Source organism: Chitinimonas violaceus, from assembly GCF_052601015.1.
Genome location: NZ_JBQXDJ010000065.1, coordinates 1 through 20,887, shown reverse-complemented (window position 1 = coordinate 20,887; position 20,887 = coordinate 1). Strand labels below are relative to the sequence as shown.

Here is a 20,887-nt window from a genome sequence, read left to right as displayed (position 1 = left end):
GCGAGGCTGAAGCATTACCGTGCAGTGGCGTTCCGGTTCGACAAACTGAAACGGAACTATGAAAGCATGGTTGCCATGGCCTGTGGGTTTCTATGGCTACCTATGTGAAACGTCAACAGACCCTAGCTCGCGAGAATTTGGATAGGTTCTGTAAACGGGTTCACGATCTTACTGCGCAGCTGGATCAGGGCTTATGCGCTGCTGACAGCTGCTCGCGACAGATCGTAAGCAGATTCTAAGCCACCCACGGGTGGCTTTTTACTTGAATGGCGCTTTATGGGATTCTGCAGTTTGTCCTGCTGCAGCCTTGGCAATTCAGACGACTTGCCGGTACAAACAGTGTGAGATTGTGGCTAAGAACTTGTTCACTGTGTGCATACAACCGGTGGTTTGGGTCGTCTTGAGCTTTTCGTGTGCCCGTCTTATCGGCGCGGTGAGCGTAATCGCCTAGAATGGGCGCCCCTGGGGAGATTCAATCATGACAAAACGAGCAGTATATGCAGGTAGCTTTGATCCGGTGACCAATGGCCACCTATGGATGATTGAGCAAGGCTATGAATTGTTCGACGAGATGATCGTGGCGATAGGGGTGAATCCGGATAAACGGAGCACCTTCACGGTGAAAGAACGGGAGGCGATGTTGCGTGAATGTACATCGCATTTGCCGCGCCTTAAGTTGGCCAGCTTCGAGAACCAGTTCCTGGTCAACTACGCTCAGAGCATGGGCGCAAACTATATCCTGCGTGGTATTCGCACCGCCAGCGACTATGAGTTCGAACGCACCATGCGTTATGTGAATGCTGATCTGGTGCCCAGCATTGATACGATTTTCCTGATGCCCCCGCGTGAGATTGCCGAAGTCAGCTCAACCATGATTAAGGGACTGGTCGGGCCCGAAGGCTGGGAGGATGTGCTGCAAAAGTACGTCCCGGCTCCAGTGCACCGTCGGTTTATCGAGATGTCCTTGCGCAATAAGGTCTGAATGGATGCGGTGTCCCCCTACGGGGGTGACACATAAGCCCTGATCACGGCAGCACAGCAAGATCATGAATGGGTTCTCATCAGCACGTATTACTTCATCGCTGTACTTTGCAATATCCCCTGCGCTTCACGTGCATTTGAACGGAATCACCATGTCGGCCCTGCAAGATTTCCAGAACCGTCTCGCCAAGAATGCCAAGCACTACGCTAAATGGGCAAAACGAGTCGATACCGAGGCATATCGTATTTATGATCGCGATATCCCGCAGTACCCGGTGGCAGTCGACGTGTATGGCGGTCGTGCCCATATCGCCGAGTACGATACAGGCTGGCAGCAGACCGATGAAGAGCATGCGGCCTGGGTAGCCGAAGTGCGCACAACCGTTGCAGAGGTTTTGGGTATGCCGCCCAAGACCATTGCGTTCAAGATTCGCCGGCGCCAGAAAGGGGAATTCCAATACAGCCGTACCGGTCACCATAGCGAACACTTTGTGGTGGAGGAACAAGGCCGCAAGTTCTGGGTCAATCTGGACGAGTATCTGGATACCGGTCTCTTTCTGGACCACCGTCCGACCCGTAAACGCGTTGCGGAAGAAGCGGAAGGCAAGCGTTTTCTCAACCTGTTCGCTTATACCGGCAGCTTCACGGTGTATGCAGCAACGGGCGGGGCAAGCAGTTCGGTGACGGTAGATTTGTCCAATACCTATCAGGACTGGTCGAAGCGCAATTTTGAACTGAATGGGTTGGACATGCAACGCCACCAGCTGGTGCGGGCCGATGTGTTCCGGTATTTGGAAACGGCCATTGACGAAGGCCAGTTGTTTGACTTGATCGTGATGGACCCGCCGAGCTTTTCAAATTCGGCCAAGATGCTCGACATCCTTGATGTCCAACGCGATCACGTACAGCTGGTAAATAGCTGCCTGAAATTATTGATGCCAGGCGGTGTACTGTATTTCTCGAACAATCTTCGGGGTTTTGAGCTCGACGACTCGTTGAAGACGCGTTGTCGGGATATCAGTGCCCAATCGGTACCGGAAGATTTCCGTAATCGTAAGATTCACCAGTGTTTCCGCTTCCAGACCCAGGCATAGCGATGACTGGCAGGTGTTGGATGTTCTTCATCTTGCGTGTTGCACCGGATCCATCACGCCAAGTGTCTATAATCGCCAATCTGTGCGCGTAATCTGCGCCAAACCAAGTGACTGCTACGATGCATATCCAAGTTGAACGCCATCAGGCTCGCCGTGTTGCGCTGAATCATCAACTGCAATCGGGCTTGCTCATCCTGCCTACTGCCAGAGTCCAGTGTCGTAACTACGATAATGACTTTCCCTTTCGTTACGACAGCCGTTTTTACTATCTGACTGGCTTTTACGAGCCCGAAGCGGTCTTGGTGATGCAGCTGGGGGCCGACCCCAAGTCCACGCTGTTTTGCCAACCCAAGAATGAGTTGCGCGAGATTTGGGAAGGCTTTCTATTCGGCCCGGAGGCAGCCCGTGAAGTCTTCGGAGTAAACGAGGCGTTCGCGATTGACCAGCTCGACAGTAAGTTGTCGGAATGGATGATGGGCACCGAACGGGTGTACTTCCCGGTTGGGTTTGATGCCGAATGGGATGCACGCATATTTAAGCTCGCGGCCCAAGCTACCAGCCGCGGTCGTGGTGGCGTCGATACACCTATCGAGTTTATCGATGCCCGTGCCGTTATCGATGAGATGCGGTTGTTGAAAGACGAGAGTGAAATCGGCCTGATGCGTGAAGCCGGCCGTATTTCGGGCGAAGCGCACATCCGTGCCATGCAGACGGCAAAGCCGGGGCAGTTTGAATACGAGGTGGAAGCAGAACTGCTTTACCACTTCATGAAGCAAGGTTCGCGTTCGCCCGCTTATGGCTCGATTGTTGCCAGTGGCCATAACGCCACCTGTCTGCACTATCACGAGAACAACCGGCGTATGCAGGCGGGTGATCTGCTGTTGATCGATGCGGGGTGCGAGCTGCATGGCTATGCGTCTGATATCACCCGTACCTTCCCGGTATCCGGCAAGTTCAGCGGGCCACAGAAGGATATCTACGAGCTGGTGTTGGCGGCCATGAATGCCGGTTTCGAGAAGGTCAGACCCGGCGTGCCACGTATGGCCTATCACGATGCTGCGGTTCGTACGCTGACTCAGGGCTTGGCGGATTTGAAGCTGCTTTCCGGTACTGTGGATGGCTTGATCGAACAGGAAGCCTACAAGCAGTTCTATATGCATGGTACCGGCCACTGGCTGGGGTTGGATGTGCACGATGCTGGGCGCTACAAGCTCAATGGCGAATCGCGCTCCTTACAGGCCGGTATGGTGTTGACCGTGGAGCCGGGTCTCTACTTCCGGCCCCTGCTGCCGGATTCCCCCGCCAGCTATGTGGAAGTGCCTGAGCACTTCATGCACATCGGTGTACGTATCGAGGACGATTTGCTCGTGACACCTGACGGCTACGAGAACCTGACTGCGCTGACACCTAAGACCGTGGCCGATATCGAAGCCACTATGGCGCGTTGAGTCCGGAATTCGCAAACAAGAGGACTGACGGTTGGGAGAGCCGGAACCCATGAAACAGGTTGAGTTGCTGGAAAGCCATTTTTTGTCGGACAACTGGTATCTGCTTCACAAGCACATCTACAGCCGTCAGCAGAGTGACGGTAAGGTGGTGACCCAGACCCGCGAGGTATATGACCGGGGAAATGGTGCGGCTATTCTGCTTTACAACCGTCAGCGCGGTACGGTGGTGTTGACGCGTCAATTCCGCCTGCCCACATTCCTTAACGGCAACCCCGATGGTCTCCTGATCGAAGCCTGTGCCGGCCTGCTGGACAATGATGCGCCGGAGGATTGCATTCGACGTGAGGTGATGGAAGAAACCGGTTACCAGGTCGGTGCGGTGCAAAAGGTGTTCGAAGCCTATATGTCGCCTGGTTCTGTGACCGAGATACTACATTTTTTTGTGGCTGAGTATGACCATGCGGGCAAAGTTGGCGCAGGTGGCGGCGTTCCACACGAAGGTGAAGATATAGAAGTGTTGGAAATGCCTTTCGTGCAGGCATTGGCGGCGATACGCAGTGGCGAAATCCGGGATGGTAAGACCATCATGCTGCTGCAATATGCCCAGATTCACGGTTTATTGCCGGAGCGTGCATGAAGCCTGTTCTACCTACCCATGTAGATGTATTGATTGTCGGCGGTGGCCCGGTTGGCGGCGCATTGGCGCTTTCGCTGGCCAATAGCCAGCTTAATGTTGCGGTGCTGGAGGCACGCCAGCAACCTGTTGAAGACGCTCGTACGTTAGCAATAGCGCAGGCCAGCCAGCAGACCTTGCTGGATTTGAATGTCTGGCCTGCCGATGCGGCAACAGCTATCCAAACCGTGCATGTCTCACAGCAAGGCGGGTTTGGCCGGGTGCGGTTACGCGCTGCTGACCTGGATTTACCTGTATTGGGCTATGTATTGCCCTACGCTGCATTGGCGAAGGCGATGCATGCTCGTCTGCAAGCGGCCACAGGATCACACCTGCATTATCTGACCGGTTGCAAGGCCGCCTGTTTGAAAACCTTGGATGGTTATGCTGTCGTGGATGTCGATAGTGATGGCCATAAAGGGCTGATCACTGCCCGTTTGGTGGTGTTGGCTGAAGGTGGCCAGTTGTTGGCCGAGGCAGGGATAGGGCAGGATCAGTATGACTACCAGCAGCTGGCGATTACGGCAGAGGTGCAAACAGATAAGCCACATTATGGGTTGGCTTTTGAGCGTTTCGCTACCGATGGCCCGATTGCCATGCTGCCCAAAGGCGATGGGTACGCTGTGGTCTGGACCCGGCCTAAGGACGACCCGTTGAACGCAGCCAGTTTGGATGAAGCAGGTTTCCTGCGTGAACTGCAGGCCAGGTTGGGGGACCGTGCAGGCCGGTTATGTCATGCAGGGCCCCGGGCGGTTTTCCCACTGCGGTTGAAATGGGCATCCAGTCATCAGGCGCGGCGCGTTGCTGTGGTCGGTAATGCAGCACAAACCCTGCATCCGGTGGCAGGACAGGGCTTCAATCTTGGTCTGCGTGATGCGATGACGTTGGCTCGTGTCATAAACAGCATGCCTGCCGCACAGCTGGGGCGGGCTACCATGCTGGCACGCTATGCCGATTTGCGTAAAACCGATAGTTTGACGACGGTAGGGGTTACCGATGGGCTGATCCGTCTTTTTGGTAATCAAGCCCCGTTGTTGCGCCAGATCCGTACAGTAGGCTTTCTTGCGATGGATAACCTCAAACCACTGCGGCGAGGTTTTGCCCAACGTATGGTGTTTGGCAGCCAATGAACAACACGGATTTTGATATTGCGATCGTTGGTGGTGGTTTGGTGGGCGCCAGTCTTGCATTGGCACTGGCGTCGAACTGGCGGGTTGTGTTGATAGAGCGCACTGCGCAGCAAGCACCGAGCTATGCCGACGGCGATTGGGATAACCGTATCTACGCAATCAGCCCGGGCAGCCAGGCTTTTTTGCGCACGATTGGTGCCTGGCCACCCGTTCGCCCGGGCTGGATACGTAAGATGGATGTCCGCGGTGACGCAGGCGGTGCGATTCATTTCGACGCACTCGATCTGGCCGCCGATGCACTGGCCGCAACAGTGGAGAACCGTAGCCTCCAGGCGACGCTATGGCAGGCATTGGCAAATCGGGTAACGCTGATCAGTCCGGCAGAAATGCAATCTGTGGAATTTGGCGCGGATTCGGTACAGCTGCGGCTGGCTGACGACCGGGTACTGAATGCAAAGCTGGCGGTGGCTGCAGATGGCGCGCAATCCTGGTTGCGTGAGCAGGCGGGCATACAATTCAGCCGTCAGCCTTACCATCAGTGTGGTGTGGTAGCCAACTTTACTTGTGAGCGACCGCATGGCGATATTGCACGCCAGTGGTTTCGCACCGATGGCATCCTGGCATGGTTACCATTACCAGGGAACCGTATCTCCATTGTCTGGTCTACCGACGATGATCACGCAGTTAAGTTGCGCGCAATGTCATCGAGTGATCTTGCTAATCGCGTTGCGATGGCAGGCGGCAGGGCGTTGGGTGATCTGCATTGCATAACGCCGGCAGCGGCTTTTCCCCTGTCTTTGGGTCGTGCTGCCAAGGTAACGGGTTCTCGCCTTGCCTTGGTGGGGGATGCCGCACACACGATTCACCCGTTGGCAGGCCAAGGGGTGAACCTGGGCTTTGGCGATGCCAGTATGCTGGCCAGTATTCTTAACGCATCACCAGGGCGTGACCCCGGTGATGCGTATTTATTGGCGCGTTACGCGCGCAGCCGTGCGGAGGATGTGCTTCGCATGCAGATGGTCTGTGATGGTTTGCAGAAACTGTTTTCTTTGCAGTACCCGTTTTTGAGCCCATTGCGTAATTTCGGTCTGAACCTGACGGATAGCGCAGGGCCGTTGAAGCGCTTGCTGATGCAGCAGGCTTTTCGCTAGAACCTGACCAAAGTCTGCTGCGCAGCCGTGATCAGGGCCTATGTGCTGCTGACAGCTGCTCGTGACAGATCATCTTGAACAGGTTTCAACAGAAACTTTTCTGTTGGCCTGCAAGCGCTACGAAGTAAGATGCGATTTTGAGTTACCAACTAAACGATTTTTCAGTACAAGGACCGCTTACCATGAACCTCATCGCCAAACGTATTGCTGCCGCTAGCGTCGGCTTTGCCCTGGCTGCCTGCGCCAATGCGGCAGGCGAAAGCCCTGCTTCTGTCAAAGCAGAGATGGAAAAGAAATTCCCACAACGCCCTGTGACCAGTGTGCGCGCCACACCAATCAAGGGAATGTATGAAGTGGTGCTGGGTTCCAAGCAGATCGTTTATACCGATGCAAAGGTCGACCACCTCTTTGTGGGCGACATGATCGATGTGAAGACCCGCAGCAGCCTGACAGAGGCGCGTGTCCGTGAATTGTCGCGTACAGATTTCAGTACATTGCCGCTTGATAAGGCAATCAAGGAAGTGCGTGGCAAGGGTACGCGCAAGGTGGCGGTGTTCTCCGATCCGGATTGCCCATTTTGCAAGAAGCTGGAGCGTGACACCATCGCCAAGCTGGATGACGTTACGGTTTACACTTTCCTGATGCCGCTTGCTCAGCTGCACCCCGATGCCGCACGCAAATCATCGTTGATCTGGTGTGCTGAGGATCGCCAAAAAGCCTGGTCGAACTGGATTATGGACGGCAAGTTGGTTGAGGGTGATGGCAGTTGTGCAACTCCGTTGGCTGAAATCGCTTCGATAGCGGAAAAGCTCGAAATTAATGGTACGCCTGCCATGGTGTTTGAAAGCGGTGAGATGGTTTCCGGCGCGATCGATGCGAAGGAATTTGAAGCCAAGTTGAATAGCAAGCCTGTCGCCAGTAATAGCAAGAAGTAGTATCGACGCGATATAGCAAAATTTATGTAAGAACCTGTTCAAAGAAAGTGGGCCGCTGCATGCGGCCCATTTCTATTGTGGCTATCGGTTTACCAGATACGAATGCGCTCCTTCTCTGGTTTGAACATGCCATCACCCGGCTGCACGCCAAAGGCAGCCATAAAAGCATCGCTGTTCACCACAGCGCCAACCGGCCGATATTGGGCTGGGGAGTGCGGGTCTATCGTCAGGAGTTGCAATGCCCGTGCATCCCGCGTTTTGTTACGCCAGATCTGGGCAAAGCCGATGAAGAAACGCTGGTCGCCTGTAAAGCCGTCAATCGACTCGGCCGGTTTGCCACCAAGGCTTAGTTGATAAGCTTTGTAAGCAATTTGAAGACCGGACAGATCGGCAATGTTTTCCCCCAGCGTGAGTTGCCCATTGACGAACCGGCCGGCTATAGGCTCGTACTGGTTGTATTGGGCGACCAGCTGCTCGGTAAGGCTTCGGAAGGCTTGCTGGTCTTCTTTCTGCCACCAGTTCTTCATATTGCCATGCCCGTCATACTGGCTGCCCTGGTCGTCAAAACCATGGCTGATTTCATGCCCGATTACCGCGCCGATCCCGCCATAGTTGATGGCATCATCGGCATTGGCGTCGAAGAATGGAGGTTGCAGAATGGCTGCCGGGAAAACGATTTCGTTCTTTGACGGGTTGTAATAGGCATTCACCATTTGTGGCGGCATGCACCATTCCTCGCGGTCTACTGGTTTGTTCAACCGGGCCAGATCGAAGCGGTATTCGAACTGTGCGCCACGTATCGTGTTGCCGATGAGGTCATTGGCTTTCACCGCTAGGCCGCTATAGTCCCGCCATTTGCTTGGGTAGCCGATCTTTACGGTATATCTGCCAAGTTTGTCGTGAGCTGCGGCTTTGGTGGCAGGGCTCATCCAGGTGAGATTGTCGATGCTTTGTGCATAGGCCTTGAGCAGATTACTGACCAGCACCTCCATTTTCTGTTTGGATTCTGGAGGGAAATACTGGGCGACATAGAACTGGCCTACCGATTCGGTGACCTGGCTTTCAACGAATTCCACACCACGTTTCCAACGGGGGCGTTGCTCTTTGGCGCCGGCAATGGCGGCTTCATGGAAGTTGAAATGCGCTTTCACAAAGGGTTCTGGCAGCATTGGTGCGAACCTGTCGATTGCGCGGATGCGCAGATAGTCGCGCCAAACTGCGATATCGGTAGCAGTAACCAACTTGGCCAGGGCTTGTTGGTAGCTTGGTTGGCTGACGTTGATTTCGTTGATGCTGCTGGCTTCAGCCGCAACAAGCAGAGACTTGAAATCTACGCCTGGTGTGAGTTTCTTCAGGCGGGCCAAGTCGTACTTGTTATAAGTTTTTTGCGGGTCACGGTTTTCAACCACGGACCATTGAATCCGCGCAAGCTTTGATTCCAGTACAACAATCGCCTGGGCTTTTTGTCCTGCAACATCTTCAGTTGTTCCGCTGAGTACCAGCAGCTTGCCCAGATACGCCATATACGCATCGCGGGCTTTGGCAAAACGCTCGTCTTTCTCGAGGTAGTAGTCGCGGTCGGGCAAGCCAAGCCCACCTTGCAGAACGTGCAGCAGATAACGGTTCGAATCTTTGGCATCGACACGTACATCGAGTCTGATTGGTAGGTTGAGGCCAAGCAGCTGCAGAGCGCCGAACTGTTTGGTCAAGTCACCGTGCTGTTTGATCTGTTCGATTTCTGTGAGCAGGGGTTTGATCGGACTTAAGCTTTGTTTTTCTATCTCAGCTTCATTCATGAAGCTCGCGTAAAGGTCAGCAATCTGCTTGGATTTTGGGTCGGTTGCATTGCCCGCGGCAGACTCGATGATGCCGTGCACACGTTGTTCGGACAGATCACGTAATTGATGGAATGCCCCCCAGCTTGTCTTATCTGCTGGAATCTCCGTACGTTGCATCCAACCACCGTTAACAGCGGTGTAGAGATCGTCCTGGATTCGTACCTGGGGATCAAAGTTGTCCTTGTTGATACCCGAAGTAGCGGCATTGACCGCGAGCGGGAAAGCCAGCGCGATGGCGCAGGCGATATGGCGTAGTTGCATGGTTCTCCTTCCATTTATGCGTTTTTACGTTGCCGAATTCTTTTGACAAGCTGCGGTATGACCTGATGAAACGTAGGATGGTTGCGGGTTTGAGAGAATACGTGGAATGTGGTTGGAAAGTTGCAGGCCACATGGTTTGAGCGATACCGCATACGGGCACAAACAGGCTGACGGGTATAAAAAATCCGGTGGGGTTCGGCCACCGGATTTTTTTGAAGCGTGAGCAGCGTCTACAGCAATGCGTTAGCTGGCGTTTAACACTTACTTATAACGCGCTACACCGTCTACCAATTCCTTCTGGGCAGCTTCAATGCCATCCCAACCGGTTACCTTGACCCACTTGCCCTTCTCCAGGTCTTTGTAGTGTTCGAAGAAGTGCTTGATCTGTTCCAGCAGTAATGCAGGCAGGTCTGCAGTGGACCGGATGTCCTTGTACATCGGGCAGAGCTTGTCGACTGGTACGGCAATCAGCTTTGCGTCGATGCCGGACTCATCTTCCATCTTCAACACACCCAGGGCACGGCAGCGTACGACAACACCCAGGCTCAGCGGGAAGGGGGTGACCACGAGCACATCGACGGGGTCGCCATCCTCGCTCAGGGTTTGCGGTACATAGCCATAGTTGCAGGGGTAGAACATGGCAGTGCCCATGAAACGGTCGACAAACATAGCGCCAGTTTCTTTGTCTAACTCGTACTTGATCGGCGCGGCGTTGGCTGGGATTTCGATTACGACATTGAAGTCGTTCGGTACATCTTTACCGGCAGGAACGCGGTCGAGGATCATGGTGAAGTCCTTATGAATACGGGATAGGAATATAAAAACGGCGCAATTATAACCGCCGGTTCCGTTCCCGGCATGGCGACCGTTTTGGACTGCCTGGCATATTGACGGTCGGTAGATTGTTGAAAGCTAGTGTTTTAGCTAGCGCTTGCCTGTAACCCGCTACCGTACACTGTGTGCTTTTTGTTCAAACAAGGGCAGCTATATGGAACATGTGTTTTTGATTGAGGGCATGACTTGCGGCGGTTGTGTGGCTGCGGTGGAAAAGGCGCTGAAAGCGCATCCTGGTGTGCAGCAAGTTACTGCCAGCCTCGCCGATAAGTGCGCGAAAGTGGATTTCGATCCAGTACGAACCGATGTCGCTACCCTGCGAGCGGCGATTGAAGTTGCGGGCTTTGATGTAACTAGTTGAGGTTTGGTTGGGAGCCGGCGCGGTAGTGCTACGCCATCTGCCTGTGGGTGCTATGGTTTAAACGTAGATCTACGGACTATCCCGGCTCGCTAGAGGTCGAACGTGTGCCAGTACTGCAATGAATATCATCACCTACCTGCCACACTTTCGCCCTCGTCTGTTTGACCTTTTAGGTCGATGTGATAGCGACAGCATTCGTGCCGATTTTATCGCCGGCCTGACTGTTGCTGTCGTGGCGTTACCACTGGCGATGGCTTTTGCTATAGCGTCGGGCGTTCCACCGGAAGCAGGTATCTTTACTGCCATCATCGCTGGGTTGTTGATCTCAGGACTGGGTGGCTCCCGGCTTTGTATCGGTGGGCCGACAGGGGCGTACATCGTGATATTGCATAGCATCGTCGTGCAATATGGGGTGGCGAACCTGGCGGTGGCTACCTTCATGGCGGGCATCATGCTGTTGCTGATGGGGTTATGCCGGCTTGGTCAGGTCATCCGTTTCTTTCCCATGCCCATCATTACCGGCTTTACCAATGGCATTGCCGTCATCATCCTGTTGACGCAGCTGAAGGATTTCTTTGGCCTGCCCGTGGCCAGCATGCCGGACAATTTCTTTGCGTTGGTTTATCTGCTCTGGCATGAGATCGAACACCTGCATTGGCCTACCTTTTTGCTTGCTACAGGTAGTCTGGTCTTGATTCTGACGTGGCCTAAACGGTTTAACCGGTTACTCCCTGCGCCATTTGTAGCGCTTATCGGGGCTGCATTCGTGGTTGCGTTGGTCAATCTGCCAGTGGCAACTATAGGCAGTAAGTTCGGTGGTATTCCGCAAGGACTGCCTACGTTTACGCCGCTATTGTTCGATTGGGAGAATTTCTCGAATCTGCTATCGCCAGCCAGCAAGATCGCACTGCTTGGGGCCATTGAATCCTTACTCTGTGCTGTTGTGGCTGATAAAGCGACTGGCGACCATCATGATTCCGACCAGGAATTGATGGCGCAGGGGATTGCCAATCTGGTCGTGCCCTTGTTCGGCGGTATTGCAGCGACAGGTGCGATTGCCCGCACAGCTACCAATATCCAGAACGGTGGGCGTACACCCTTGGCCGGCATCTTCCACGCGTTGGCCTTATTGATCGTGGTGCTCGTCGCTGCGCCCTTGGCTAGCTATGTCCCATTGGCGGTACTGGCCGCGATCCTGGTGGCGACGGCCATCAAGATGGGGGACTGGGATATCCGCAAGGCCAGGCAATACCCACGTCGTGACACGCTTGTGTTGGCGGTCACCTTTGCTTTGACGGTGCTGTTCGATCTGACCATTGCAATAGAGATTGGCCTCTTACTGGCAGGTATGTTCTTTATCCACCGGATTGCAGGTCAGACAGCATTGAAAAAGATCACACCTGCCTACATTGAGGCACTTGGCCGCCATGCGGTTGTCGACAAGGTGATCCCGGCACGAACAGTGGTCTATCGGATGGAGGGCGCGCTGTTTTTCGGCGCGGCGGACAAGCTTGAAATGTTGCTGGACGAGGTGACGGCTGATACGCAGGTCATCGTACTGCAATTACATCAGGTTACCTTGCTTGATACCACGGGTTTGCTCGCTATTGAACAACTCGCCGCCAAATTCACAGCCCGTGGACAGACTTTGATTCTATGCAGTGTACTTGCCGACAATGCAGAACGTATCGCCGAGGCTGGGCTGCCACAGAAACTGGGTATGGACAATATTCAAGCGGACCTGGTTGGTGGGCTTGCCCGCGCAGAATCCCTGGTGGCGGCACACAGCAAAGCCTTAAATACACTGGACTGATGCAGTCATATCTAGTCGAATGGCATATGCTGACTGTTGAATGTACGCCAGACCCGTACCCTGGCCATGCTAAGCGCGCCATCGATAAGACACGGAGTTCATCCAGGTGTCTTGTCACGTTACCCACTGTGTAGAACCTTTACCTCGGATTGTTGCCATGGACCGTTGGACCGCCATGAAAGCCCATTACCTCACGCCGTTGTTTCAACCGCGGAGCGTGGTGGTCATTGGTGCTTCCGAGACGCCAGATTCGGTGGGGGCGCTGGTCTTCCGTAATCTGCTTGATGCTCGTTTCAAAGGTCGGCTCTTCGGGGTCAATCTGCGTCATCCCAAAGTCTTTGGCGAGACTGTCTACACACGCATCAGCGCGGTGCCCAAAGGTGAGGTCGATCTGGCCATCATTGCCACCCCGGCGCGTACGCTGCCTGCGTTGATGCGTGAGTGCGGTGAGCGCGGCGTTAGGATGGTGCTGGTGTTATCGCGTGACTTTGTTGCGGTCGATGCGCCAAACAGGGCCTTGCTGGATGAAGCAATCGCGATTGCTGGCCGATATGGCGTACGTGTACTGGGCCCAAATCTGTTGGGCATGATGCGGCCAGCTGCAGGGCTGATCGCTGCGAATTACCACGGCAAGGTCAAGCCGGGGAATCTGGCGTTGGTGGCGCAGTCGAGTTCAGTCGCGACCGCCATCCTCGATTGGGCGGAAGCGCACGATGTGGGTTTCTCAACTGTCGTATCACTAGGCGCCGCAGCCGATGTGAACTTTGGCGAGGTGCTTGATTATTTGTCGCAGGACAGCGCCACACGCGGCATTTTGCTTTATCTGGAAGATGTGGGCGAAGCGCGTGGTTTCATGAGTGCATTACGTGCAGCGGCGAGGCAAAAGCCGGTGGTATGCCTGAAAGTGGGTCGGGAACATACGGGTAGTGATCGAGCAACGCGTACACATTCTGAACGGCTGATTGGTCGCGATGATGCGTTTGATGCTGCCTTGCGTCGTACGGGGGTACTGCGTGTGCCCACCATGGTGCATATGACGATTGCGGCGCAGATGCTGGCCGCGAATATCCGTACCAAGGGCCGCAGGTTGGCAGTGATTTCGAACGGTTATGGCGTTGGCCGTATGGCGGTTGACCGAGCGCTGGCCTTGGGTGTTGAGCTGCCCAAGCTGAGCCCCACTACCGTTGCCAGGTTGGATGCGGAACTTCCCACGGTCGGTACACATGATAATCCGGTCGATATTCTTGGGGATGCTCCCCCGGCGCGTTTTCTTGCGGCTGCAGAGGCGTGCCTTGCCGACCCCAATATCGATGGTGTGCTGGTGATTCTGACACCACAGGCTGGAACCGACGATTTGGCAACCGCAGAGAGAATGATCGAGCTGAGGGGGCGTACAGACAAGTTGCTGATGCTGGTTTGGCTTGGTGACAAGCGGATTGCATTGTCGCGGAAGCTACTCGATAGGGCGCATATGGCGTACTTCCTGGCGCCTGAACACGCGGTGGAAGCCTTTGCGAGTTTGGCTGCCTGGAGTTATGTGCAGGAGCTCAGTCTGCAGACGCCAGGCCCGCTTGCCAGTCGCAGCGAGCCGGATGTGGAAAGCGCCCGCAGGGTGATTGCACAGTCGTTGGCTGCGGGGCGTAGCATCCTGAACACTGCTGAGACCTTGGCGGTGTTGGAGGCATTCCATATTCCCTATCCGCCGACACTGCTGGCCTCTACACCGGACGAGGCCATTGCCGCTGCATCGCGCGTAGGGCTGCCAGTCGCGTTGAAAATCGACGCGGACAATCTTCTGCACAAGAGCGATATCGATGGGGTCTTGCTCAATCTGAATTCGCTCGAGCAGGTGGCCGACAATACTGAGTCGATGCTTGCCTATGCCCGGCAACGGCTTCCCAAAGACAGTGTGAAGGGCATGGTCGTACAAAAAATGCATGGTAAGCGACATGGTCGCGAGCTGATGGTGGGGGTGACGAGGGACGCGGTGTTTGGCCCGATGATTGCATTCGGCTCAGGCGGCCTTACTGTGGATGTGTTCGAGGACGTTGCGGTGACACTGCCGCCCTTGAATGACATGATCGCCGCGAACCTGATCCGCCGTACCAAGGTGGCACGGGCACTGGGTGCTTTTCGCAGTCACCCGCCAGTGGACATGGACGCGGTGAAGGATGTGTTGCTCCGAGTATCAGAGATGGTCTGCGAACTACCCGAGATGCAGCAGTTGGATCTGAATCCTGTGGTTGTTGATGAGTATGGGGCGGTAGCAGTGGACGCCAACATGATTGTTGCGCCGCTGCCAGAAGACTTTCATCGTTACAGCCATATGGCTGTGCATCCCTATCCGGCTCATCTGGTGGAGCATGGTCAGCTCAAAGATAGTACAGCATGTGTTTTTCGGCCAATACGTTCCGAGGACGCGGATGAACTGCAACGGTTTGTGCGGGAGGAGCTCTCAGACGAGAGCCGCTTTAACCGCTTCATGAGTACCTTGAAGCAGTTGCCGCCAGGCATGCTGGTACGTTTCACCCAGCTCGATTACGCCAGAGAAATGGCTGTGGTGGCTACTGTTGAAGTAGGTGGTCAAGCACAAATGGTAGGGGTGGCGCGTTACACAGCCAATCCGGATGCAGCCAGTGCAGAGTTTGCCATTTCGATTGCTGACCGCTGGCAGGGTAAGGGATTAGGTACCCAGCTGATGTCAGCCTTGTTCAACGCTGCACGGGACGCGAGGTTGTGTACGATTGAGGGCGATATCCTGGCTTCCAACACCCATATGCTCGGACTTATGAAAAAGCTGGGTTTCGATATCCGGCCACACCCGGATGATGCAACGCTCAAATGGGTTGTGAAATCATTGTCGTGATGGGTTAAATAAAAAGGCCGCAAATGCGGCCTTTAACTATTCCAACAGGGACGATCAGGCAAAGAGGTCTGCTTCACTGAAAGGTTTACCCAGCTTATCTTTGGCAGATAGCTGCGGCTCATCAGTGTATTCCCAGTCGATAGCCAGTTGTGGATCGTTCCATGCAATGCAACGCTCATGCTCCGGGGCATAGTAGTCAGTGGTCTTGTATAGGAACTCGGCGGACTCGCTCAGTACGACGAAACCGTGGGCGAAACCGGGCGGTATCCAGAGTTGACGCTTATTTTCGCCCGATAGGCGAACGCTGACCCAGCGGCCGAAGGTAGAGGACGACTTGCGGATATCAACTGACACATCCAGTACTTCTCCGGAGGTTACCCTTACAAGCTTGCCTTGAGCTTGTTGCAGCTGGTAATGCAGGCCACGCAATACGCCACGCGAAGATTTGGAGTGGTTATCCTGTACAAATGGCGTATCGACACCTGTCAGCGCTTTGAAGACCCTGCCATTAAAGCTTTCATAGAAAAATCCTCGTTCATCGCCGAAAACCTTGGGTTCGAGAATGATGACATCGGGAATCGAGGTGGGAATTGCTTGCATGATATTTATTGCTCGAAAGGATGGGCGCTGATACTGAAGATAACAGAGGTGGTGTAGTTATGCTAAGGGAGCAGCACTTGGGGCCGATTCAGGAGTCTTGTTAGGGATGAGGGGGATAGAATGTCGGCATGACCACACATTTTTCTTTACTCGAGGCTCTGCAAGCAGGTCTTGATGAATTGGATGGCCTACATCTACGTCGCTACCGACATGTCGTTGACTCTCCTCAAGGAGTGCGGGTCCAGGTTGAGGGGCGGACTCTGCTTAATTTCTGCTCGAATGATTATTTGGGACTCGCCAACGATGCCTGTTTGCGTGTAGCGGCTGAGCAGGCTGTACAGCGATATGGTGTTGGCAGCGGTGCTTCCCATCTGGTGTGCGGTCATCAGTCTCCACACGAGGCATTGGAACGAGCTTTTGCATGCTTCATTGACATGCCCGCGGCACTGGGTTTTTCATCTGGCTATATGGCCAATCTGGGTGTAGTTACCGGCTTGTTGGGGCGTAAGGATGCGGTGTTTACCGATAAGCTGAATCATGCCTCGTTAAATGATGCCTGCGCTTTGAGCCGGGCAGATTTCCGAAGATTCCCTCATAACCACCTTTCTGCATTGGAGGCGATGCTGGCTAAGTCCAAGGCCAAGCGAAAATTGATTGCTGTCGATGCGGTTTACAGCATGGATGGTGATTTAGCGCCTTTGCCAGATCTATTGATGTTGGCGGAACGCTATGATGCCTGGTTGTATGTTGATGATGCGCACGGCTTTGGTGTACTGGGCGGAGGGCGTGGCAGTCTGGCGCATTGGCAGTTGGCTTCACCTCAGCTTATCTATATGGCTACCCTGGGGAAGGCGGTAGGTAGCGCAGGTGCAATGGTGGCGGCACAGCGGGTTGTGATCGACTGGTTATTGAATAAGGCGCGTACCGCGATCTACACCACGGCAAATCCTGCGGCTATTGCAGCAGCTGCGTTGGCGGGGATTCAGGCGATTGAGCAGGATACATCGCGACGAGACCATTTAATGGCGCGTATTGGCCAGTTACGCGAGGGGTTGGTCGGGACTGCATATCGCCTAGCTGACTCTATTACGCCTATTCAGCCGCTGTTATTACCGAATAATGAGCAGACGATGGCTATGTCACAGGCACTGTGGGAGCGCGGGTTGTGGGTTGCAGCTATTCGACCACCCACAGTACAGAAGCCCAGATTGCGTATTACGTTATCTGCAAATCACAGTAAGGGGGACGTAGATGAACTGCTAACCGCATTGACTGAGCTGGAGCCTATGCTTGGAGGAATGCGTTGAGCTTATATATCGAAACCCTGGGCCATGGCGAAGATTTGGTGTTGTTGCATGGCTGGGGCATCCATGGAGGTGTCTGGCAAAGTACAGCAGAGCGATTGTCGACCCATTACTGTGTGCACGTCGTGGATCTGCCTGGGTGTGGGGGGAGCGAGATGGTTTCCCCCTATGACTTGGCAAGTTTGTCGCGTAGCCTTGATGCAGCTTTTCCGCTACCTGTGCATGTTCTTGGTTGGTCGCTAGGAGGTGCTGTAGGCATACAGTGGGCCTTAGAAGTGCCTGATAAAGTCCGTTCATTGACCCTATGTGCTTCGTCCCCTTGCTTTATGCAATGTCCCGATTGGCCCTATGCTACATCGGTCGATACTTTGTCTGCCTTTGCTGATGGTTTGATCAAAGATTACGCAGCAACCCTTGAGATGTTTCTGGGGCTACAAGTCATGGGAAGCCGGGACGGGCGTACAGTATTGCGTTCTTTGCAAAGCAGCTTGGAAAAGCGCTCGATACCACAATTGCCAGCGTTGATAGCTGGGTTGGAAATTTTGAAGAATACCGATCTTCGTGGGCGAATACCTGAATTGGCTTGCCCACTTTTGCTTCAATATGGTGACCGTGACCGGATGACGCCACTTGAAGTCGGGCATTGGTTGGCACAGGTAAGTGGAGCGCAATTAGTCATGCATACTGGTGCTGGGCATGCCCCCTTCATTTCACATGAAGGTGCATTCATAGCTGCCCAATTGGATTTTCTTTTGCAGCAATGAGCGGGGATGGCTTAGAACCTGTTCAAAGTCTGCTGCGCGTCAGCAATACGGCGTTGAAAACACCCTCGGAATGCGCATTTATCCCCCGTAAACTCCGCTTCCTCGGTTGCTTTCGCCTTGTTTAGCTCGCGAGACTTTGAGCAGGATCTTGGAACCTGCTCAGGATCTATCTCGAGCAGTCGTCAATAGAGCAAAGAGCGCCGCACAAGCACTGATAACAGCTAAATCAGCAAAGGCCGGCAGCGTTTTCAAGCGGCCTCTTGTTTGCTCTCGCGTCCCATCAGTGATCTGATGGCTTCTGCCGCTGCAAGGTCTTCAAACAACATAGCGCACACCGCAGCAGTAATTGGCATTTCAATGCCTTTGCGCTGTGCTTGTTGCAATACGGCTTTGGCGGTATTGACGCCCTCTGCAACGTGGCCGAGATTACTGATGATTTCAGCTAGCGGCTTCCCTTGCGCCAGCAGTAGCCCTACTTTGCGGTTACGTGACAAATCGCCTGTGCAAGTAAGAATAAGATCACCAAGGCCAGATAAACCAGTAAAAGTCTCCGGTTTCGCGCCTAGTGCAATACCAAAGCGAGAGATTTCCGCCAATCCACGGGTAATCAGTGCTGCACGCGCGTTATTGCCCAGCTGCAGTCCGTCGCTCACACCGGTGGCGATCGCCATGATGTTCTTCACCGCACCGCCAATTTCCGCGCCGATAATGTCGCCACTGGAATAAATCCGTAGACGGTTGGAGTGCAGTTTGGCGGCCATATCATGAGCAAAAGCCTCATCCTCGGCGGCTAGCGTGAGTGCTGCAGGTAAGCCAGCTGCGACTTCCTGGGCAAAGCTTGGTCCGGTCAGACTACCGCAAAGTACCTCTTTGGGTAGTTCCGCCGCGGCTACATCATGTGCCAGCAGCTGTGTGTCGGCCTCAAGGCCTTTACACGCCCATAAGACAGGCACACGTCTACCCAGCGAGGTCAAGGCCCGTAAGCTGCCACGTAAACCTGCGGTTGGTGTTACAACCAGAATCAGTTCTGCACTCAGCGTTGCATCAGCAAGTGAGGCGCTGAGCTGTAAATTCGCAGGGAAAGATAAACCGGGCAGGTAACGAAGGTTCTCCCCTGCTTTCTGCATGGCGTCGATTTGCCCAGCATCGCGTCCCCATAAGGTGACGTCATGATGGCGGGCAAAACTCATTGCCAGGGCGGTTCCCCAAGCACCTGCGCCTAATACGGTCAGTTTCATACGCCCCACACCTCTTCGACCCGGATATAGCCGATAGCACCATCGCGATGTTTGACTTTCACCCAGCCTGTCTTGCCGGCCTCAAGCAAATCAAACAAGACGCCCTTTTCTGCAAAGAACAGTAAGGCTGCCTTGGCATCTGCCGCGGTACGTACTTCTGCCTTGCTAACCGACACTACAACATTGCGCTTGTTAGCCAACGACTTCTTCTCAACCCAGGCAAGTGCGCCGGATTGATCGCGTACTCGTAACCAGTCTGCCTGTTCAACCAATATCTCTACCGGCATTCCACGACTGGCCACAAATAACTTCTTTGCTTGTGCGGAAGGAGAGTCATAAAAGACTGAACCGTGCGCTGCTACGGAACGAAATTCCAGCGCATGGGCCTGTAGTACTACAGAACTCAGCAGTACTACAGGTAAAAGATTATTGAACAGTTGCTGGTGCATCTTGGCTGGCAGCTTGGGTTTGACGCTGCATATACAGCTGCTCGAAGTTGATAGGAGCGAGAATCACTGGTGGGAACCCAGCGCGCGTCACTACGTCGGAAATCACTTCACGCACGTAGGGGAACAGGATGTTCGGACAAGCCATGCCAAGGATAGGTTCCAGGTCTTCCGCGGGGATGTTGCGAATCTGAAAGATGCCGCCTTGCGAAGCTTCGGCAAGAAACACGGTTTTTTCACCCAGTTTGGCGGTCACCGTTACTGTTAATACAGACTCAAAGTAACCATCATCCAATTGCTGGGTTTGGGTATGGAGCTGCATATCAACTTCAGGTTGTTGAGCTTCAAGGTAAACCTGTGGTGCATTAGGCACCTCCAGCGACAAATCTTTAACATAAAGCTTCTCAATGGAGAAGATAGGTTGCTCTTGCTGATCGCTCATGGCGACTCCTGTGTGAATCGAAATGAATGGACAAATGAAAATGCGGCCGAATCATCGCAGATTCAGTCTGTGTACGCTATTTGAAGTAGTGGCGCCTAATCAGCCAAAAGCAGATCAAGTTCACCTGCGTGATCTAAAGCAGCAAGATCGTCAAATCCGCCAATGTGCCGCTCATTGATATATATCTGTGGCACGGTACGCCTACCTGTACGGGACATCATGATGTCGCGCTCGGCTGTATCCAGGTCGATTCGTATCTTGTTGATCTGGGTGACACCTTTGCGGATCAGAAGTTGCTCGGCGCGTAAGCAATAAGGGCAGTAGCCTGTGGTGTACATCGTGATCTTGGGCATCTAATTTCTCCGAAGCGATATCTTCTTTTATTGGAAAGTCACCAATTTCTGTATAAGTGGGATTCTAAAGCAGGTGCCTTAAGTGAGGTATTGGTAACTACCTGAGAGACTTTTGCTATGCGGGAGAAATTTATGAAGTGTCCGTCTGTTTATAAATCATGGGCTTATCAAATTTCCTGGCCGGACCTCAAAGAAAGTTGTACTTCAGTGTTGACGGTATTTGGGTGTGTGCGTATAGTTCGCCTCTCTGCTGCTGACGCAGACAAAAACGAAGCGAAACTGATGAGTGTAGCTGAGTGGGTCTGAATAGGCAAACGCTCTTTAACAAGATACAGCCGATAAGCGTAGGCGCTTG

19 protein-coding genes and 1 pseudogene are annotated in these 20,887 nt (G+C 53.9%); 13 read left to right on the top strand and 7 right to left on the bottom strand.

All coding sequences use genetic code 11. From position 1 onward, the window contains the following. The 8 genes and pseudogenes from ACUHMQ_RS17225 to ACUHMQ_RS17190 all read left to right on the top strand — a co-directional run. A pseudogene (locus ACUHMQ_RS17225) lies at positions 1-108 on the top strand (IS5/IS1182 family transposase); the annotation flags it as partial. 370 nt (positions 109-478) lie between these two features. Then, positions 479-982: a pantetheine-phosphate adenylyltransferase gene (gene coaD / locus ACUHMQ_RS17220; protein ID WP_445296694.1), complete on the top strand. Its 504-nt coding sequence runs from the start codon at positions 479-481 to the stop codon at positions 980-982. Positions 983-1,133: 151 nt separating this feature from the next. Then, entirely contained in the window at positions 1,134-2,075 is a 942-nt protein-coding gene (locus tag ACUHMQ_RS17215; RefSeq protein WP_445296693.1) for a class I SAM-dependent methyltransferase, read from the top strand. Positions 2,076-2,194: 119 nt separating this feature from the next. After that, positions 2,195-3,523 (top strand): aminopeptidase P N-terminal domain-containing protein, encoded by a 1,329-nt coding sequence (locus ACUHMQ_RS17210; protein ID WP_445296692.1) that lies wholly within the window; start codon positions 2,195-2,197, stop codon positions 3,521-3,523. A gap of 49 nt (positions 3,524-3,572) precedes the next feature. Continuing rightward, the gene (nudK, locus tag ACUHMQ_RS17205; RefSeq protein ID WP_445296691.1) at positions 3,573-4,160 is read left to right on the top strand and encodes a GDP-mannose pyrophosphatase NudK; all 588 of its coding nucleotides are present in this window, start codon (positions 3,573-3,575) and stop codon (positions 4,158-4,160) included. Then, on the top strand, positions 4,157-5,326 hold the full coding sequence (locus ACUHMQ_RS17200; protein ID WP_445296690.1) for an FAD-dependent monooxygenase: 1,170 nt from the start codon (positions 4,157-4,159) through the stop codon (positions 5,324-5,326). Before nudK ends, ACUHMQ_RS17200 begins: the two co-directional genes overlap by 4 nt. After that, entirely contained in the window at positions 5,323-6,477 is a 1,155-nt protein-coding gene (locus ACUHMQ_RS17195; protein WP_445296689.1) for a UbiH/UbiF family hydroxylase, read from the top strand. The genes ACUHMQ_RS17200 and ACUHMQ_RS17195 overlap by 4 nt, the downstream gene beginning before the upstream one ends. Before the next feature lie 182 nt (positions 6,478-6,659). Beyond that, positions 6,660-7,412 (top strand): DsbC family protein, encoded by a 753-nt coding sequence (locus ACUHMQ_RS17190; protein WP_445296688.1) that lies wholly within the window; start codon positions 6,660-6,662, stop codon positions 7,410-7,412. An 89-nt stretch (positions 7,413-7,501) separates the two neighbouring features. On the opposite strand, the gene ACUHMQ_RS17185 is transcribed toward ACUHMQ_RS17190, so the two are convergent. Beyond that, complete coding sequence (locus tag ACUHMQ_RS17185) at positions 7,502-9,511, bottom strand: M13 family metallopeptidase (protein ID WP_445296687.1); 2,010 nt, start codon at positions 9,509-9,511, stop codon at positions 7,502-7,504. Between the two features lie 261 nt (positions 9,512-9,772). Then, entirely contained in the window at positions 9,773-10,297 is a 525-nt protein-coding gene (gene ppa / locus ACUHMQ_RS17180; protein ID WP_445296686.1) for an inorganic diphosphatase, read from the bottom strand. Positions 10,298-10,499: 202 nt separating this feature from the next. Here ppa and ACUHMQ_RS17175 point away from each other — a divergent pair, with 202 nt between their 5' ends. The 3 genes from ACUHMQ_RS17175 (at position 10,500) to ACUHMQ_RS17165 (ending at position 15,385) form a co-directional block, all read left to right on the top strand. Next, entirely contained in the window at positions 10,500-10,706 is a 207-nt protein-coding gene (locus ACUHMQ_RS17175) for a heavy-metal-associated domain-containing protein (protein ID WP_445296685.1), read from the top strand. A gap of 118 nt (positions 10,707-10,824) precedes the next feature. Next, positions 10,825-12,519 (top strand): SulP family inorganic anion transporter, encoded by a 1,695-nt coding sequence (locus ACUHMQ_RS17170; RefSeq protein ID WP_445296684.1) that lies wholly within the window; start codon positions 10,825-10,827, stop codon positions 12,517-12,519. A 157-nt stretch (positions 12,520-12,676) separates the two neighbouring features. Next, positions 12,677-15,385 carry a bifunctional acetate--CoA ligase family protein/GNAT family N-acetyltransferase gene (locus ACUHMQ_RS17165; RefSeq protein ID WP_445296683.1) on the top strand — a complete coding sequence of 903 codons (2,709 nt, stop codon included), beginning with the start codon at positions 12,677-12,679 and terminating at the stop codon, positions 15,383-15,385. 54 nt (positions 15,386-15,439) lie between these two features. Here ACUHMQ_RS17165 and rfbC read toward each other — a convergent pair whose 3' ends face one another. Continuing rightward, complete coding sequence (gene rfbC, locus ACUHMQ_RS17160; protein WP_445296682.1) at positions 15,440-15,985, bottom strand: dTDP-4-dehydrorhamnose 3,5-epimerase; 546 nt, start codon at positions 15,983-15,985, stop codon at positions 15,440-15,442. A 128-nt stretch (positions 15,986-16,113) separates the two neighbouring features. On the opposite strand from rfbC, the gene bioF reads away from it, so the two are divergent. Then, positions 16,114-17,292, top strand: coding sequence for an 8-amino-7-oxononanoate synthase (bioF, locus tag ACUHMQ_RS17155; RefSeq protein WP_445296681.1), 1,179 nt, complete (start codon positions 16,114-16,116; stop codon positions 17,290-17,292). Continuing rightward, positions 17,289-18,053, top strand: a complete 765-nt coding sequence (bioH, locus tag ACUHMQ_RS17150) for a pimeloyl-ACP methyl ester esterase BioH (RefSeq protein ID WP_445296680.1) — start codon at positions 17,289-17,291, stop codon at positions 18,051-18,053. The genes bioF and bioH overlap by 4 nt, the downstream gene beginning before the upstream one ends. Before the next feature lie 248 nt (positions 18,054-18,301). Here bioH and ACUHMQ_RS17145 read toward each other — a convergent pair whose 3' ends face one another. The 4 genes from ACUHMQ_RS17145 to grxC all read right to left on the bottom strand — a co-directional run bounded on the left by ACUHMQ_RS17145 (position 18,302) and on the right by grxC (position 20,532). Next, entirely contained in the window at positions 18,302-19,291 is a 990-nt protein-coding gene (locus tag ACUHMQ_RS17145) for an NAD(P)H-dependent glycerol-3-phosphate dehydrogenase (RefSeq protein WP_445296679.1), read from the bottom strand. Continuing rightward, on the bottom strand, positions 19,288-19,740 hold the full coding sequence (locus tag ACUHMQ_RS17140; RefSeq protein ID WP_445296678.1) for an SH3 domain-containing protein: 453 nt from the start codon (positions 19,738-19,740) through the stop codon (positions 19,288-19,290). Before ACUHMQ_RS17140 ends, ACUHMQ_RS17145 begins: the two co-directional genes overlap by 4 nt. Then, the gene (secB, locus tag ACUHMQ_RS17135) at positions 19,718-20,179 is read right to left on the bottom strand and encodes a protein-export chaperone SecB (RefSeq protein ID WP_445296677.1); all 462 of its coding nucleotides are present in this window, start codon (positions 20,177-20,179) and stop codon (positions 19,718-19,720) included. Before secB ends, ACUHMQ_RS17140 begins: the two co-directional genes overlap by 23 nt. Before the next feature lie 95 nt (positions 20,180-20,274). Beyond that, positions 20,275-20,532: a glutaredoxin 3 gene (gene grxC, locus ACUHMQ_RS17130; RefSeq protein WP_445296676.1), complete on the bottom strand. Its 258-nt coding sequence runs from the start codon at positions 20,530-20,532 to the stop codon at positions 20,275-20,277. Positions 20,533-20,887: the final 355 nt, after the last annotated feature.